The organism is Mycobacterium bourgelatii, from assembly GCF_010723575.1.
Lineage (GTDB): Bacteria > Actinomycetota > Actinomycetes > Mycobacteriales > Mycobacteriaceae > Mycobacterium > Mycobacterium bourgelatii.
Genome location: NZ_BLKZ01000001.1, coordinates 531,603 through 546,553, shown reverse-complemented (window position 1 = coordinate 546,553; position 14,951 = coordinate 531,603). Strand labels below are relative to the sequence as shown.

The 14,951-nt window shown below is 64.4% G+C and carries 11 protein-coding genes; 2 read left to right on the top strand and 9 right to left on the bottom strand.

All coding sequences use genetic code 11. The features are described from left to right. Positions 1–2 precede the first annotated feature (2 nt). The 8 genes from G6N68_RS02450 to G6N68_RS02415 are packed head-to-tail and all read right to left on the bottom strand — an operon-like array spanning position 3 to position 8,889. Positions 3–1,163 (bottom strand): virulence factor Mce family protein, encoded by a 1,161-nt coding sequence (locus tag G6N68_RS02450; protein ID WP_163718056.1) that lies wholly within the window; start codon positions 1,161–1,163, stop codon positions 3–5. Between the two features lie 20 nt (positions 1,164–1,183). Then, positions 1,184–2,704, bottom strand: a complete 1,521-nt coding sequence (locus G6N68_RS02445; protein WP_163707395.1) for a virulence factor Mce family protein — start codon at positions 2,702–2,704, stop codon at positions 1,184–1,186. After that, positions 2,701–4,254 carry a virulence factor Mce family protein gene (locus G6N68_RS02440; protein WP_163707393.1) on the bottom strand — a complete coding sequence of 518 codons (1,554 nt, stop codon included), beginning with the start codon at positions 4,252–4,254 and terminating at the stop codon, positions 2,701–2,703. Before G6N68_RS02440 ends, G6N68_RS02445 begins: the two co-directional genes overlap by 4 nt. Continuing rightward, positions 4,251–5,282 (bottom strand): MCE family protein, encoded by a 1,032-nt coding sequence (locus G6N68_RS02435; RefSeq protein WP_163707390.1) that lies wholly within the window; start codon positions 5,280–5,282, stop codon positions 4,251–4,253. Before G6N68_RS02435 ends, G6N68_RS02440 begins: the two co-directional genes overlap by 4 nt. Further along, entirely contained in the window at positions 5,279–6,493 is a 1,215-nt protein-coding gene (locus G6N68_RS02430; protein ID WP_163707386.1) for an MCE family protein, read from the bottom strand. The genes G6N68_RS02435 and G6N68_RS02430 overlap by 4 nt, the downstream gene beginning before the upstream one ends. A gap of 5 nt (positions 6,494–6,498) precedes the next feature. Next, positions 6,499–7,323 (bottom strand): ABC transporter permease, encoded by an 825-nt coding sequence (locus G6N68_RS02425; RefSeq protein WP_240355648.1) that lies wholly within the window; start codon positions 7,321–7,323, stop codon positions 6,499–6,501. A 49-nt stretch (positions 7,324–7,372) separates the two neighbouring features. Continuing rightward, entirely contained in the window at positions 7,373–8,170 is a 798-nt protein-coding gene (locus G6N68_RS02420) for an MlaE family ABC transporter permease (RefSeq protein ID WP_163707379.1), read from the bottom strand. Next, positions 8,167–8,889 carry a FadR/GntR family transcriptional regulator gene (locus tag G6N68_RS02415; RefSeq protein WP_163707376.1) on the bottom strand — a complete coding sequence of 241 codons (723 nt, stop codon included), beginning with the start codon at positions 8,887–8,889 and terminating at the stop codon, positions 8,167–8,169. Before G6N68_RS02415 ends, G6N68_RS02420 begins: the two co-directional genes overlap by 4 nt. A gap of 197 nt (positions 8,890–9,086) precedes the next feature. Here G6N68_RS02415 and G6N68_RS02410 point away from each other — a divergent pair, with 197 nt between their 5' ends. Further along, positions 9,087–11,462, top strand: coding sequence for a lysylphosphatidylglycerol synthase transmembrane domain-containing protein (locus G6N68_RS02410; RefSeq protein WP_163707373.1), 2,376 nt, complete (start codon positions 9,087–9,089; stop codon positions 11,460–11,462). Positions 11,463–11,486: 24 nt separating this feature from the next. On the opposite strand, the gene G6N68_RS02405 is transcribed toward G6N68_RS02410, so the two are convergent. Continuing rightward, positions 11,487–14,114: a GH92 family glycosyl hydrolase gene (locus tag G6N68_RS02405; RefSeq protein ID WP_163707370.1), complete on the bottom strand. Its 2,628-nt coding sequence runs from the start codon at positions 14,112–14,114 to the stop codon at positions 11,487–11,489. Positions 14,115–14,236: 122 nt separating this feature from the next. Between G6N68_RS02405 and lpqN the strand changes: the two genes are divergently transcribed. Then, entirely contained in the window at positions 14,237–14,944 is a 708-nt protein-coding gene (gene lpqN, locus G6N68_RS02400) for an envelope biogenesis lipoprotein LpqN (protein WP_163707367.1), read from the top strand. Positions 14,945–14,951 lie beyond the last annotated feature (7 nt).

Sequence of the window (14,951 nt, the reverse complement as noted above, 5' to 3'; positions counted from 1 at the left end):
CCTTACTCAGCCCTCTCCACCAGGGGGCCGCCCGGCGCGTTGTTCGGGTTCGGCGTGTAGCGCACGTCGGGGATCATCGTTTCCGGGTCCCGTCCCCACGCCTGCTCGAGCGCCCGCAGCATCCCCGACCACCCGGTCCCGCTCAGCGTCGTGTTGTCGATGGTGGACAGCGTGAGATCGAACGCCGCCGAGATGTTGATGAAGTCGCCCCGGATCACCTTGTCCACGCCATCGATGTTGAACGGCGCCGTCAGACCTAACCGCAAGCCGTCGACCACATACGGTGCGGCCCGGCCTAGTTCCCTGAGTGGCCGCTGCAGCGACAGCAGGTTCCGGTAGAGATTCGCCCGGGATTGGGCCAGCGCTTGGTTGGCGACATCGCTGAACCGACCCAAGGATTCGGTGGCGTCGGCGAACAAGGTTCGCGTATCGGCGAAATGCTCGATCAACGGCGGGATCTCGGTCAGCACCTTGTCCAGGGTCTCGTTGCGGTCGGCGATCGCGGCCAGCAGCTGGTTGGTCGAATCGATCGCGCGGGTGATGCCGCCACTTTGGCGGTTCAGCTCTGTGACGAAAGTGTCCAGCCGCGTGAGGAATTCGCGTATGTGGTCGACATGGCCGTCCAGCACGGCGAGGATTTCCCGTTGTATCACTTCAAGGTTCGGGATGCCGCCCCCGTTGAGGATCACCGCCACACTGGCCAATGTCCGTTCGACGGTGGGATAGGCCGACGAGTTCTTCAACGTGATGGTGTCGCCACTCTTCAAGTCTCGCTGGGCCCGATCTTTCGGGACGACGAGTTCGACGTGCTGAGTGCCCAGCAGGCTGGTCTGGCCGATCTTTGCGGCGGTGTTCACCGGAAGCTTGACCGTCGGATCGAGGTCGAGCGTCAGGATAGCCATCCACTTTTTCAGGTTGGGATCGCTCTTCAGGGCGATGTTGCGCACTGTGCCGACCCAGACGTCGGCGACCCGGACCCGGCTGTTGGTGTTCAGCGCCAGCGTGTCGGGCATCTGGACGTAGATCGTCATACGGTCCGCTCCTGTGCCGCGGCCGACGGGCAGCGGAACGTTGGCTATGCCACGCCAGTTGCACGACGTCAGCAGCACCGGAACCAACGAAAAGACGAGCACGAACAGCAATGCGCGACGACCCCGGCTCATCGCGCTTCGCAGCACCGCGCTCACCGTCCTGCTCCTGCCGGTACGGCGGGGCCGGGCGGCGGTGCCGGCTGCGGATACCACGGCGGCGGCAGCGGATTCGTCTCGTCATAGGCGTTCGGCGATCCGGGCATAGTGTTGCCCGGGGGCGGCGGCGCGATGTCGGGACCGCCCATCAACTCGTTGAGCGACTCCGGGGTCAGCATGCTCGCCGTTGCCGCCTGAACCTGCACGCCCTGCATCCCGGGTGCGACCACCCACCCAGGTTCGGAGTTTCGGTGCGAAAACGGTGTGTCTCGCGAGAAGATTCCCGGCACCGTTGTGTCTTTGTACCCGGGCGGCGGGCGCAACCGGTCCTCGGAGTACGCCACCTCCTTGGGCAGGGTCGCCGCCGAAGTGACGAAGTTTGCGCCGAAGGGCAGGTAATTGAACTTGATCGCATCCAGCACCGGCGCCAGATATTGCGCGCACAGCTCGGCAGAGTCCTGATAGCCTTGGCGGCTGCCGGCCTGAATTGCGCTGCAGATGAACTGGATTGGGTTGGCGAAGTTCGGGAACTCGAACACGCCCACCAGCGAGCTGTGCAGCGGGTAGTAGATGTTGTTGAAGTTGGCGGCAAAAGTGGGAAGCACGTGCAGGGCGGTTTCCAGGCCGTCACGAGGCTCAGGCTGCAGCAACTCGGTCGTCGCGCCGGCTACGTTGTTGACGCTGCGGGTCAGCGTGGACCTGTTGTCAGTCACGAACTTTCGCGCGGTATCCAACACCCCGTCGACCCGACTGATCAGTTCGGCGACATCGGTGTCGGATTTGGTGAACCAGTCGGTGAATTCGGCCAGGTCGCCGTTCAGCGCGACGAATTGCTGGTCGTTCTGATAGAGGGCATTGACGAACTGAGCCAGGCTGTGCGTGATCGCGAAGAAGTCCCCCCGGCCTTCGTTCAGTGCGGTCAACGCGTCGGACAAGTTGTTCAACGTGTCGTGGATTTGTTTTCCCTTGCGGTCCAGGTTGTCTCCGGCCGCTTCGATGAGGTCGCCGAACGGACCCCGCGGCTGCTGCGGAGTCGGACCCAGTTGCCGCAGAATGTCGTTGATCGACTGCCGCAGCTCATCCCACTCGACGGGCACCCGAGTGCGGCCGAGCGGTATCTCCGCGCCGTTTTTCAAAACGGGTCCGCCGTCGTACGGCGGCGACAGCTGGACGGTGCGCGAGGCCACCAGGCTGGGATTGAGGATCGACGCGGTGGCATTGGCCGGCACCTTGTACTTGCTGCTGTAGTGCATCGTGACGCGCATCTGGTCGCCCGCCGGCTCGATCTTGTCGACCGCGCCGACCCGCACCCCCATGATCTGCACCTTGTCGCCGGGGTAGAGCGCAAGGGTCTGCGAGAAATACGCGACAATCCATGTGTTGGTGAGCTTTCGGTAGAGCTGAACCCCCACAACCAGTGCGGTCATGGACAGCACCAGCACCAGGACCGCGACGAGAATCATCTTGGCGGAGACTTTCGGCAGTCGGAGACTGCGAATGTCGAAGATGGTGCTCACTGGCCACTACCCCCCGTCCCATCCGGCGTGATGAACGGGGCCGGCAGTTGCGGACCGGGTCCCGGCGGTGCCTGGCCGGGCGCCGGACCGGGCGCCGGACCGGGCCGTGGTCCCGGCGCAAGGCCTGCCGCTGGACCCAGCGGTTCGGTTCGCGCACCCGGAGGCGCGTGGGATGGCAGCGGCACCGGCGTACCCGGCGCATCCGGTGGTGCCTCGCCCGGCCGACCCGCACTCGGGACACCCGGCAACGGCGGTGGCCCATCGGGATTGGGCGGCGATGTCTGGACATCGAGCGGCGCTGGAAACGCGCCGAATATCGGGCCGAAGGGGCCTTGGTCAACCATCGCACAGGGCAACGGGTTTCCGGGTCGGGGCAAGGCATCGGCGGCCGGTGTGTACGAACACGGCGATCCCGGCGGGACAGCCGGCAACGGATGATCCGGTGTGCCCTCCAGCACCCTCGGCGGCGGTGGCGGCGCACCGTTGGGGAACCGGGCGCCATTGGGGTCGGGGAACCGGAATTCCGGCAGTCCGGCGCTGCGCCAGAAGTTCTCGGGGTCGATACCCCGTTTCTTGAACGCCGCATCCACCCACGGCTGCATGATCTGGTGCGGCGCCAGATTGACCGCTATCGCCTTGAAGTACGGGCCGGAAGCAACCGCTTCGGTCAACGATGCGGTGTATCTGCTGAACAGCACCAGCACTTCCCCCAGTTCCTTCTTGCGTTTGACCAGCTCGTCGCTGACCGTGCTGAGGTCCTTGAGAAGCTGAGTCAGATTTGGGTTTTCCGAGATGAGAGCCGACACCTGGTTCGACACCTCGGTCACGTTGCTCAGCAAGATCTTCAACGCTTGGCTGCGTTGTTTGAAGGCCACCAACAGGGTCTCGGCGTTGACCAGCACACCATTGACTTGCTCGCTGCGGTCCCCGAGCACGCGTGCGACTTTGTTGGCACTGGCGAGCAGTTGCTTGATCTGGTCACCCCGATGGCCGATGGCTTCGGAGAACTCCTTGACGCCGTCGAGGGCCGCGCTCAGGTGCGGTGCGGTCTGATCGAGGGTCTCCGACAATATTTTCAGCGAACGCTTCACGGCATCGATGTCCCAACCCGTTGCCGCGTCAGTGACGTCGACGAAGGCGTCGTATACCTGGTACGGCGTCGTGGTTTGTGACAACGGCAGGAAGTCGTTGGGCCGCAACGGCTCCGACCCGCGCGGTTCGATCTCGATGTTCTTGCGGCCGAGAATGGTTTCGGTGCGGATCGCCGCACGACTCTGCGATCCGATCGTCCGTCCCGGCAGGGTGAACCCGACCAGCACCGTCTTGCCGTGGATTTCGGTCGAGCGCACCAATCCGACGTTGACCCCGGCGATTTCCACCTTGTCGCCGGCGCTGATGCCGCCCGTGTCGGTGAACTCCGCGTAATAGACGGGAGTGGCAAACAGCATCGGCACGCTGGTGAAGCTTTGGCCCACACCGATAACGAGCAGGGTGACCAACACACCCATCAGTCCGACGCGGCCCCGGTTGAACTCCTGGAGGGTTCTCACTGCGGCGTGCACCTCCCGGTGGGCTGACCGAAGAGCTTGATGGTGCGCACCGGACCACCCGGCTGTAATCCGTTGACTTTCAGGGAAATGTCACAGATGTAGAAGTTGAAGAAGTCGCCGTAGGTGCCCCCGGCACGGCCGATGATCCGGTACGCACCCGGCAGTTTTTCCAATACATCGTCGAGGGTGGGCAGATCGCGAATTATCGACTGCAGGGTGCCGTCGAGGTAGTCAAACGTGCTGTGCAGCGCTGGCCTGTTTTCGGCGAGCAGGTCGGCCAGGGTGCCCGCGGCGTCACTGATGTGCGCCACCGCCGCGGCCAGCGGATCGGCCCGGTTCTTCAGGCCGGTGATCAGCACGTCCAGTTTGTCGACAGTTCGGTCAAAATCCTTCTCATGCTTGACCGCGGTGGCCAGGACCGTGTTCAGGTTCTCGATGACCTCGCCGATCGCCCGGTCCCGACTGGCCAGAGTCGAACTCAATGACGCGGTCTGGTCGAGGATGTCGTTGATCGTCGCCCCTTGGCCCTGGAACACGGTGATGATCGACTGGGCGATGCGATTGACCTTGTCCGAGTCCAGCGTCCTGAACAGCGGCCGGAATCCGCCCAACAGTGCGTCGAGATCCAAGGCGGGCTGAGTGTGTTCGATCGGGATCGTGCCACCCGCAGGCAGCCGCCGGCCGCTGTCGCCGTGCTTGAGCTCCAAGTAGCGGTCACCGATCAGGTTGAGGTAGCGGATCGATGCGGTCGTCCCCTGATCAAGACTCAGTGAGCTTTCCACTTTGAAGTCCACCAAGACGCGCTTGTCGCCGTCGATCAGAGTCACTTTGGAGACCTTGCCGACCTCCACCCCTGCCGCGCGGACGAACTGTCCGGGCCGGAGCCCGCTGGCATGACTGAACACCGCGGAATACCCGGTGGTGCGGTCGAAGCGCACCTGGCCGAACACGACGATGATCACCACGGTGAATACCGCCAACACCAACCACGCGGCGGCGAGTCGTACCGCTGTACCAGTGCTTCTCATGGGTTGATCGTGTTCTCCCCGAATTGGCGTCCCCAGACGTATTCGATGACCAACGGCTGGCCGAGTTCGAGGTGGTTGTACGGCGCGAGGCTGGCGCCGGTATCCATGACCAGATACGGAGCCGGCCACAAATCCCGGGTGATCGTCTGCCAGCAACCCGGCCGCCCGCCGGGGCCGCCGCGCGCGTTTACCCTCGGCAGGTTGTCCGGGTACACATATGGGTTCGGCGCACCGACGATCGATCCGGCCGCTGACAGCGAATAGCCGTTTCCGCCAGCCGCATTCCCGACCTTCGGGGCGGCATCATGGAAGTTGCGCACCAAGCAGAACAGTTCGGGGCTGTACTCATCGAGCAATTCCGACGTGGGTACCAGGTCGGCGGCCCCGCGTACCAGGTACGGCCCGCCTCGGGCGAAAATGTCTTCACCCGTCTTGCCCACGCCGACCGCCGCCAGCAATGCGGCGTCCAGGTCGTGCTGTTGCTTGGTCAATGTGCGCGCCGTGTTCACGGCGTTGGCCAGGAAGTCCCACAGATCCGGCGATGCACGGGTGTAGATGTCGGCGAGGTCGGCGAACCTGCGTGCGTCGTAGCCGATTTGGGAAACTCGCGGATTCAGCTGCGCGAGAATCTGATTCCCGTTGACCAGTGACTCACCGAACTTGGCGCCCAGACCGTCCATCGATTGTGCGAGCGCCGACAGCGTGGCGTTCAGCTCGATCGGATCCACCTTCTCGGCGAGCGAGGTTACGGTCTCGAAGAGCGTGTTGAACTCGGTGGTCACCGACCCCACCACAATGGTGTCCTGCGACGAAATTCGTCGCGCGTCAGGGTGATCCGGTGAGGTCAGGGAAACGTACTTGTTGCCGAACAGGGTGGCCGCCTCGATGTTGGCCAACACGTTGGCGGGAATGTCTTTGATGTATCTCGGGTCCACATGCAACAGCAGCTTCGCCGCCGGCGTGCCGCTGTCATTCATTTCCGAGATGCTGTCGACCCTGCCGATGGCCACCCCGTTGTAGGTGACCTTCGATCCCGTCTCCATCACCAGACCCGCCCGCGGAGCCACCAGGGTCAGTTCGGTCGTCGGCGTCAAGTCGCCGCGGAACTGCAAGTACACCAAGGTCACAACCAGCGCGCTGAGAAGCAGCAGCACGATGCCCTCCACGTAGACCCACACCCGCCGGGACTTACGCGTCAGGATCGTCGTCATCGCGGTTACACCGTGAGATTGAAGTTCGGATCGACACCGTACAGCGCCAGTTCGGACAGCAGCACGACCACCACCACCGAAACCAGCGAGAAGCGCATGGAGCGTCCTACGGCCAGGCCGACCCCGACCGGACCGCCGCTGGCCGTGTACCCGTAGTAGCAGTGGGTGATCATCACCACCACCGCGATGATCACGACCTCGACGACCGACCACGCCACGTCTTCGGAGCGCAGGAAGGTACGGAAGTAGTGCTCATAGGTGCCGTTGGATTGGCCGTACAGCACCGTGGTGACGAGTTGACCGGACGTGAAAGCCATGTCGAGGGCGAGTGCGTAGAGCGGGCCGATCACCACCAGTCCGCCGATGATGCGGGTGGAGACCAGGAATGAGATCGACTTGATGCCCATGACTTCCAGGGCGTCGATCTCCTCGCTGATCCGCATGGCGCCCAGTTGTGCAGTGGCGCCGGCACCGACCGTCGCGGCCAGCGCGACGCCGGAGACGATGGGGGCGGCGACACGCGTATTGGCCAGGGCGGCAAAGAATCCGGTGAAGGCCTCGACGCCGATGTTGCCCAGCGACGCGAACCCTTGGATGGCGATCAGTGAGCTACCGGACAGCGTCACGAACCCGATGATTGCGACCGTGCCGCCGATGACGGCCATGGCGCCGGTGCCCATGCCGATCTCGGCGATAAGCCGTAGCGTCTCTCTGCGGTAGCGATACAGCGCCCACCAGATCTGCAGGATGCTGATCCGGGTGAACTTCGCGAAAGTGCCTATCCGCTCAAGCCTTCGAGCTGGCGCGCCGCCGTAGCGACTGAGATTCATTACGGTCCGCGGATAGCGCGCCCGCAGGACGGCGCCCGTCCCGGCCACGCTAGCGCCCCGTCCCGAATCGGACGCCGATCGTCGTCAGCACCACGTTCACCGCGAACAGCGCAATGACGGACAAGACCAGCGTCTCGTTGACGGCGGTTCCGACCCCCTTGGGCCCGCCCTTGGTGGTAAGTCCCCGGTAGCAGCCGACCAGTCCGGCGATCATGCCGAAGGTGGCCGACTTGACGACGGAGATGACCACCTCCGGCAGGCCGGTGACCAAGGTGAGCGTGCTGACGTAGGCACCGGCCGAAATGTGTTGGATGAAGACACCGAAGAGGAAACCGCCGACGAGTCCGATGGTGATCACCGCGCCGTTGAGCAGGGAGGCCACGATGGTCGCGGCGACGACGCGCGGCACCACCAGTCGATGGATCGGGTCGATGCCGAGCACCTCCATCGCATCGATCTCCTCGCGGATGGTGCGGGCTCCCAGGTCTGCACAGATCGCTGTCGCGCCGGCCCCGGCGATCACCAGCACGGTGGTCAGCGGACCCAACTGTGTGACCGCCCCCAGCGCGGCACCGGCACCGGAGATATCGGCCGCGCCGAATTCGGCGAGCAGGATGTTGAGCGTGAAAATGATGAGCACGGTCAGCGGTATCGCGACGGCAAGCGTGGGCAACAGCGAGACGCTGGTGATGAACCAGCCCTGCTCAATCGTTTCTCGCCACTGGAAGGGACGCCGGAACAGCGCCTTGCCGGTCAGTACGCACGTGCGATAGAACCCGCCGACCGCGTCGATCGCGGGCTGAATCTGGCTGCGCAGATAGGTGGCGATCTCGGTTTGGGTCGTCATGGGCGATCCCCTGGGTTGTCGAGTTCAGCCATCAACCTCGTGTTGGCAGCCTCGAGGAGGTCTTCGGCGGCCTTCCTCGCTTGACAGGGATCGCCCGAGCAGATCGCATCAGCCACCTCTCGGTAGCCGTCGGGTCTCATGTCCTCGGCGGTCATTCCGGCACCGAGAACGGTCACGGCCGGCTCAAAAGCGGCGCGAAATGCGTTGAACATCAACCGAAATACAATCGATCCGGCACCGTCGACCGTATGTTCCCAAAACGTCAGGGCGTGGCGCTGCCACTCCACCGGATCGGTCTCGATTTCCAGCTTGCGCAACGAATCCTTGAGCAGTTCAACCAACTCGGGTTGTCGGCGCTCGGCCGCCAACTCGGCGACCTTGGTTCCGTTGCGCAGTCGAGCCTCGAGCATGCTGCGGAATACCCAGACGTCGAGCTCGCCGTTGCGAAACAGCACCCGGGGCAGTAGATCCAGGCTGGCGTGCCGTCGAAAGTCGCGCACGGTGGTCACGTCCCCGTGGCGCACCTCGACCAGGCCGGCCGCCGAAAGTCGTTTGAGCGCTTCACGGACCGCCGGCCGGGAAACGCCGAACACTTCGGCCAGTTTGCGCTCACTGGGCAACGCCTCGCCGGGCCGCAATTCACCACTGAGCACATCGGTAGCGATCTGCTCGAAGACCTCTTCGGGCACCGATCGGCGGATCACCGGCTGCAGCGCCATGCGCAACAGTATGGACGGCGATAGGCCAGAGGTCGTGTGGTCAGACCTCTACGGCGTGTCGCTTTCCGAGGCGACGCGTTAAGAAGCTGGAGGCAACTATTCGGATGCCGGGGAGGCATCCGGTTAAGTTGTCTGCGGACCGCTAAACACCCACGGCATGCACGCGGTGCTGACCTGATCCGAAGGATCCGAAGGACATGCGAGTTGACGGACGCGAGATCTTGGTGTCCGGCGACTTGCTGCAACCACTGATGCGGCGGACCAACGACCTGATCCGACTCGGGTTGTCCGCCGCTTTTCTCGTTTTGGTCGTCTTCAGTTCGCTCATCACCCGTCCACGGTGGGAAGCGCTGGAGAAGTCCGTCTCGGAGATTGTCGGGGTCCTCACTCCGACTCAGGCCGACCTGGTCTACCTCATTTACGGCCTGGCGATTCTGGCCTTGCCCTTCATGATTCTGATCGGCCTCGTCGTCGGGCGCCAATGGAAGCTGCTCGCCGCCTACGCGGCAGCGGCGTTCATGGCGTTTCTCCCGTTGTCGATCAGTAGCAACCGCATTGCCGCACCCCGGTGGCACTTCGACGTGTCGGACCGGCTCACCACGGTGCCGGCCCAGTTCGTCGACGACCCGCGGTGGATCGCGATGCTTGCGGCGGTGCTCACCGTGTCAGGCCCTTGGCTGCCCGCTCGGTGGCGACGCTGGTGGTGGGGGCTCTTGCTGGCTTTCGTGCCGATCCATCTGGTGGTCAGCGCCATCGTCCCCGCCCGCTCGTTGTTGGGGCTGTCGGTGGGGTGGTTCGTCGGCGCCTTCGTGGTGCTGGTGGTCGGCACTCCCGCCCTCGAGGTGCCGCTGGACGGGGCGGTCCGCGCGATGGGTAAACGCGGATTCATGGTGTCCCGACTCGTGGTGGTACGTCCGGCCGGACCGGGTCCCTTGGTGTTGGCGGCCGAGGAGACGGACTCGGGCTCCAGGGCCGCGATCGAGTTGTACGGCCCGCACCAACGAAGTGGCGGCGCATTGCGCCAGCTGTGGTGGAAGCTGCGGTTGCGGGGATCCGAGACGGCGCCGTTGCAGACGTCGATGCAACGCGCGGTCGAGCACCGCGCGTTGATGGCGATCGCCATCGGCGACCTTGGTGTGGCCAATACCTCGACAATCGCGGTAGCCGCCCTCGACCGGGGCTGGACGATGTATGCGCACAAACCCGTTCGCGGCACACCACTCGACGAGGTGGCGAGCGATACGCCTGTTGGCAACGTGTGGAAATCCTTGCGAGTCCTCAACGAGAACCAGATCTCACACGGCGACCTGCGCAGTCACGAGATCACCGTAAGCGACGGCACCGTGCTGTTCGGCGGTTTCGGTGCTGCCGAATACGGGGCCACGGACGCTCAGCTGCAATCCGACATCGCCCAATTACTGGTCACCACAACGGCTTTGTACGGCGCAGAGGCCGCAGTGGCCGCCGCGATCGAGGTGTTCGGCAAGGACGACATCCTGACGGCATCCCGCCGACTCACCAAATCCGCGGTGCCCAAACGGATCCGGGAATCGGTCCCCAACCCTAAAGACGTCATCGCCAGCGCCCGGGCGGAGGTGAAGCACCAAACGGGTGCGGACGAGATCGAGACCGAGACCATCACCCGGTTCAGCCGCGGCCAGTTCATCCAGCTGGTACTCATCGGCGCGCTGGTCTATGTCGCCTATCCCTTCATCAGTACCGTCCCCACGTTCTTCTCCGAATTGCGAACCGCCAACTGGTGGTGGGCGTTGCTGGGTCTGACGGTGTCGGCGTTGACCTATGTCGGTGCGGCCGCTGCCCTGTGGGCCTGCGCCGACGGACTGGTCAGCTTCTGGAAGCTGTCGATCATGCAGGTGGCCAACACGTTTGCGGCGACGACCACGCCGGCCGGTGTCGGCGGCCTGGCACTCAGCACCCGGTTCCTGCAAAAGGGCGGCCTGAGCGCGTTGCGGGCCACGGCGGCGGTGGCGCTACAACAGTCGGTTCAGGTGATCGTCCACGTCGTGCTGCTCATCATCTTCAGTGCCGCGGCGGGCACCTCTGCCGACCTCTCGCATTTCGTCCCGAGCGCCACCCTGCTGTATCTGATCGGCGGTGTGGCACTGGGCATTGTCGGCACCTTCTTGTTGGTCCCCAACCTGCGGCGCTGGCTGGCGACGGCGGTGCGGCCCAGGCTCAAGGAGGTTTGGGGGGATCTCACCGAACTTGCCCGCGAGCCAAGGCGGCTCGCGCTGATCGTGGCCGGTAGTGGTGGGACGACCCTGGGTGCGGCGTTGGCGTTGTGGGCGAGTGTCGAAGCCTTCGGCGGCGGCACCAACTTCGTCACGGTCACGGTCGTGACGATGGTCGGCGGGACCCTGGCATCTGCGGCCCCCACCCCGGGTGGCGTCGGCGCCGTCGAGGCGGCCCTGATCGGTGGGCTGGCCGCGTTCGGTGTGCCGACCGCCATCGGTGTGCCGTCGGTGCTGTTGTATCGGGTACTCACCTGCTGGCTGCCGGTGTTCGTCGGATGGCCGGTGATGCGCTGGCTCACTCGCAACGACATGATCTGAGGCGCAGTCCGGCTGCGCGGTGGATCAGGCGGCAACCGTGACGAGGACGTACAAGGTCCTACTGCTCTCGCCGACCGTGGCGTTCAGCGCCGTCCAGTAGTACCCCGCGGGCACTGCCGGTGCCACCGAGATGGCGACGTCCGCCGCGGCGGATCCGTCGCCGGCGAACCGCCCCGATGTGGCGGCGACGGTGATCCCGTGGATCGGTGACACGCCGGTGATCGCGTAGTCGCCGGGACCGTCGATCATCCGCTGGATGTCGACTTGCACGTTCTCCGAGGCGCCCGGTGCGATCGTGACGACGGGTTGAGCGATGTTGGCTGTCAGGGCCGAACTGCCCGCACCGAATGACGGCGGCGCTGCGGATTGGTCAGTGGCCCAAGACTTGTCCGGGAAACCCGATAGCGTGAATCTGATCTCGCCCCCGATACGGATGATTGATTCCGGGAGGTACGTCTTGTCGGCTCGCTGGCCGTTGACGTCGAGGCCGCTGATGTACTTCATGCGGCTCGGCGCGGAAGCGCCGGGCGCGGAGATCTGGATGGTGCGGCCCGTCGGGAGGGTGATGACGGCCCGGTCGAACAGCGGTGTGTTGACGGTAAGTATTGGGGTGCCCGGAATGCTCGGGTACAGGCCTAAAGCGGCCCACACGTACCAACTCGACAGCGCGCCCAGGTCATCGTTGCCCGGGGCACCGTTGGGCGTGGGGGCGAACAACCCGCGCACGCGGTCCACCGTTCGTTGCGTCTTCCACGGCTGCCCGATGTAGTTGTACAGCCACGGCACCCCGAAGCCCGGCTCGTTGCCGATCCACAGATAGGGTTCGTTGGGTCCGACGTTGAGGTGCTTGGTGAAGCGATCGAGTCGTTCGGCCACCGCCTTGCGACCGCCGAGTGCCGTCACCAGTCCGGCGACGTTGTGCGGCACCCACCAGACGTACTGCTCGGCATTGCCCTCATCGAATCCGTCCTGGCCGAATCCGCCCGGGATGTCCTCGAACCCGTGGCCGTCCGCGAAGAATCCGGTCGGGCCGCGTGGCGAGATGAAGCGGGTGCTGGGGTTGAACAGGTTCTGCCAGTACTGGGCCCGCTTCTGGAATTCGGCTGCGGTCTCGGTGTCCCCGAGTGACTCGGCGAAACGGGAGATCGTGAAGTCGTCGACCGACCACTCCAGGGTGATCGATGCACCCGCGATGCGACCGTTGGCGAAGAAATCGTGAATCTGAGGTGCGTAGCCGAGTTGCAGATAGGTCGCGATGCCGGGCCGTTGCACGTAGCCGTTGAGCCCGACGCCGCCCTGGGTCGCGCCGTCGACCATGTAGCGTAGGGCTGTTTGGAGGTCAAAGTTGTTGGCCCCAAACGTATATAGGTTCACAATCAGCGGTACCACGCTATCCCCGGTCATCATTCCGGTCGCGTAATTCGCAAGCGCCCAGCGAGGCAGCGATCCGCTCTGCTCGGCATCATTCACCAGCGATTGGGCCATGTCGCCGGCCCGCTCTGGAAACAGCAGTCCCTGCAGCGCAGCCAGACTCCGGTAGGTGTCCCAGTCGGAGAAATTGGCGTACTGAGTGCGGCCGTCGGCCACCGTGTGGATCGCGCTGTCGAATCCGATGTAGCGTCCGTCGACGTCGTTAAAAGCGTTGGGGTGCAACAGCGACCGATACAGACACGTGTAGAAGGTCTTTACGTGATCGGGATCCCGCCCGGCCACGGCGATGCGTGACAGCACAGCATTCCACTCGGTCTTGGCGGCCGCACGAACGTCGTCAAAGCCGGCTGCACCCTCGGCAGCCAAATTGGCGCGGGCACCGTCGATGCCGACGTAAGAGATGGCGGTTCGCACTTCCAACGCCGAGCCGGACGGGAATTCCACATACCCGCCGCTGTATCGCGCATGGGCACTCCGCACACCGGGGTATACGGCCTGTCCGTCCCAGGCGCCGTAGGACGTGAACGGCTGGTTGAACGTCATGGCGAAGTACACGGTGTAAGCACTGCCGGTTCCGCAGAAGTCGCCGCTGGTCGCCCATCCGGTGATCGTGGTGTTGTCCTGGTCAATCTGAATGGTCGACCGTGAGTTACCCCCAAGCGACGCGCCGGAACGCACCCGGAGCAGTGCGGGACGGCCATCCTTGGGATAGGTGAACCGGCCAAAGCCGGTGCGGGTACTCGCGGTGAGTTCCGCGGTCACACCGGTCTCCGGGAACCGGACCGTGTAATAACCGGGCACCCCCACCTCGGTGTCGTCATGCGCAATCCGCTCCCAGGCGCGCCAGGGTTCAGTGGAGATCGCGGTCGTGCTCGGCAGCATCGAGATGTCCCCGAAGGCGGGGCAGCCCACCGACGCGTGGGTCATGCTGAAGCCTGTCGCGTGGGCGTTTTGGTAGTCGTAGCCGGCGTAGTTGTCGGTGGTGTCGGGCGAGTACTGCACCATCCCGAATGGCACCGAGGCGCCGGGGAAATTGTTGATCTCTCCGACGATCGATCCGCCGGTCCCGGTTCCGATGAGCGTGTCGACGTGGTCGACCGGACTGACGACGAAAGACGGCGGCCCGTCGTAAGCGGTCGGCCCGCCCGCCATCAACGGCAGCACGGGTGCGACCACCACGAGGAGTGCGGCAAGTATCCGCCACGCCCTTCGTGATCGCATAGCTGTCTATTACTGCATACGGCCCTATTTCGTGGACTTTCGAGGTGAATCGGCGCCAGTCTGCCGCGCCGACTCCGCTAGTCTCAGTGCGACCCGGCGAATGCCGGCCAAATCTGCGGGAGATGCAATTGACTAGGCACTTGGCGACGGCATGCGCGACAGTGGCGCTGGCACTGACGGTGGTTGCTTGCGGGTCTGAGACCACGACCGAATCCAAAACCGAATCCACGACTTCGACCTCAACGTCTACGGCGACGTCGACATCCACTGCGACGGTGACATCGACGGCGACGAGCCCGACCCCGGGTGCGCACGCCATGACCGTCGCCGAATACATCAGCCAGAACAACATCAAGGAAACGCCCGTCCGCCCCGGCGACCCAGGCTCCCCGACCATCAACCTTCCGGTGCCTCCGAACTGGCATCGACTTCCCGAAACCGCCGCGCCCTATTACGGCATCGCGAGCGACCAGGCCGCCGACCCCAATGACCCGCCGACCGTCTCGGCCATCGTCGCCAAGCTCGAGGGCAACGTCGACCCGGCCAAGATCCTCGAGTACGCCCCGAACGACTTGAAGACCCTGCCGGGGTTCGAGGGCGGCTCTGCAAACGGAAAAGAATCCACCCTGGGTGGGTTCCAGGCGTGGCAGTTCGGCGGTACCTACGACAAGAACGGCAAGCGGCGCATGGCCGCGCAAAAAACGGTGGTCATCAACAGTCCGAACGGACTCTATGTGCTGGAACTCGACGCCGACGCCGTCGAATCCGAAACGGACAAGCTGATGGACGCCACCAGCGCGATCGACGAGCAGACCACCATCACCCCCTAGTCCAGCA

Bases quoted from the DNA above. Each gene is read 5' to 3' on its own strand.
- G6N68_RS02405 (WP_163707370.1), bottom strand. From the start codon at position 14,114: ATGCGATCACGAAGGGCGTGGCGGATACTTGCCGCACTCCTCGTGGTG.
- G6N68_RS02415 (WP_163707376.1), bottom strand. From the start codon at position 8,889: ATGGCGCTGCAGCCGGTGATCCGCCGATCGGTGCCCGAAGAGGTCTTC.
- G6N68_RS02420 (WP_163707379.1), bottom strand. From the start codon at position 8,170: ATGACGACCCAAACCGAGATCGCCACCTATCTGCGCAGCCAGATTCAG.
- G6N68_RS02425 (WP_240355648.1), bottom strand. From the start codon at position 7,323: ATGAATCTCAGTCGCTACGGCGGCGCGCCAGCTCGAAGGCTTGAGCGG.
- G6N68_RS02450 (WP_163718056.1), bottom strand. From the start codon at position 1,163: ATGAGCCGGGGTCGTCGCGCATTGCTGTTCGTGCTCGTCTTTTCGTTG.
- G6N68_RS02410 (WP_163707373.1), top strand. From the start codon at position 9,087: ATGCGAGTTGACGGACGCGAGATCTTGGTGTCCGGCGACTTGCTGCAA.
- G6N68_RS02430 (WP_163707386.1), bottom strand. From the start codon at position 6,493: ATGACGACGATCCTGACGCGTAAGTCCCGGCGGGTGTGGGTCTACGTG.
- G6N68_RS02435 (WP_163707390.1), bottom strand. From the start codon at position 5,282: ATGAGAAGCACTGGTACAGCGGTACGACTCGCCGCCGCGTGGTTGGTG.
- lpqN (WP_163707367.1), top strand. From the start codon at position 14,237: ATGCAATTGACTAGGCACTTGGCGACGGCATGCGCGACAGTGGCGCTG.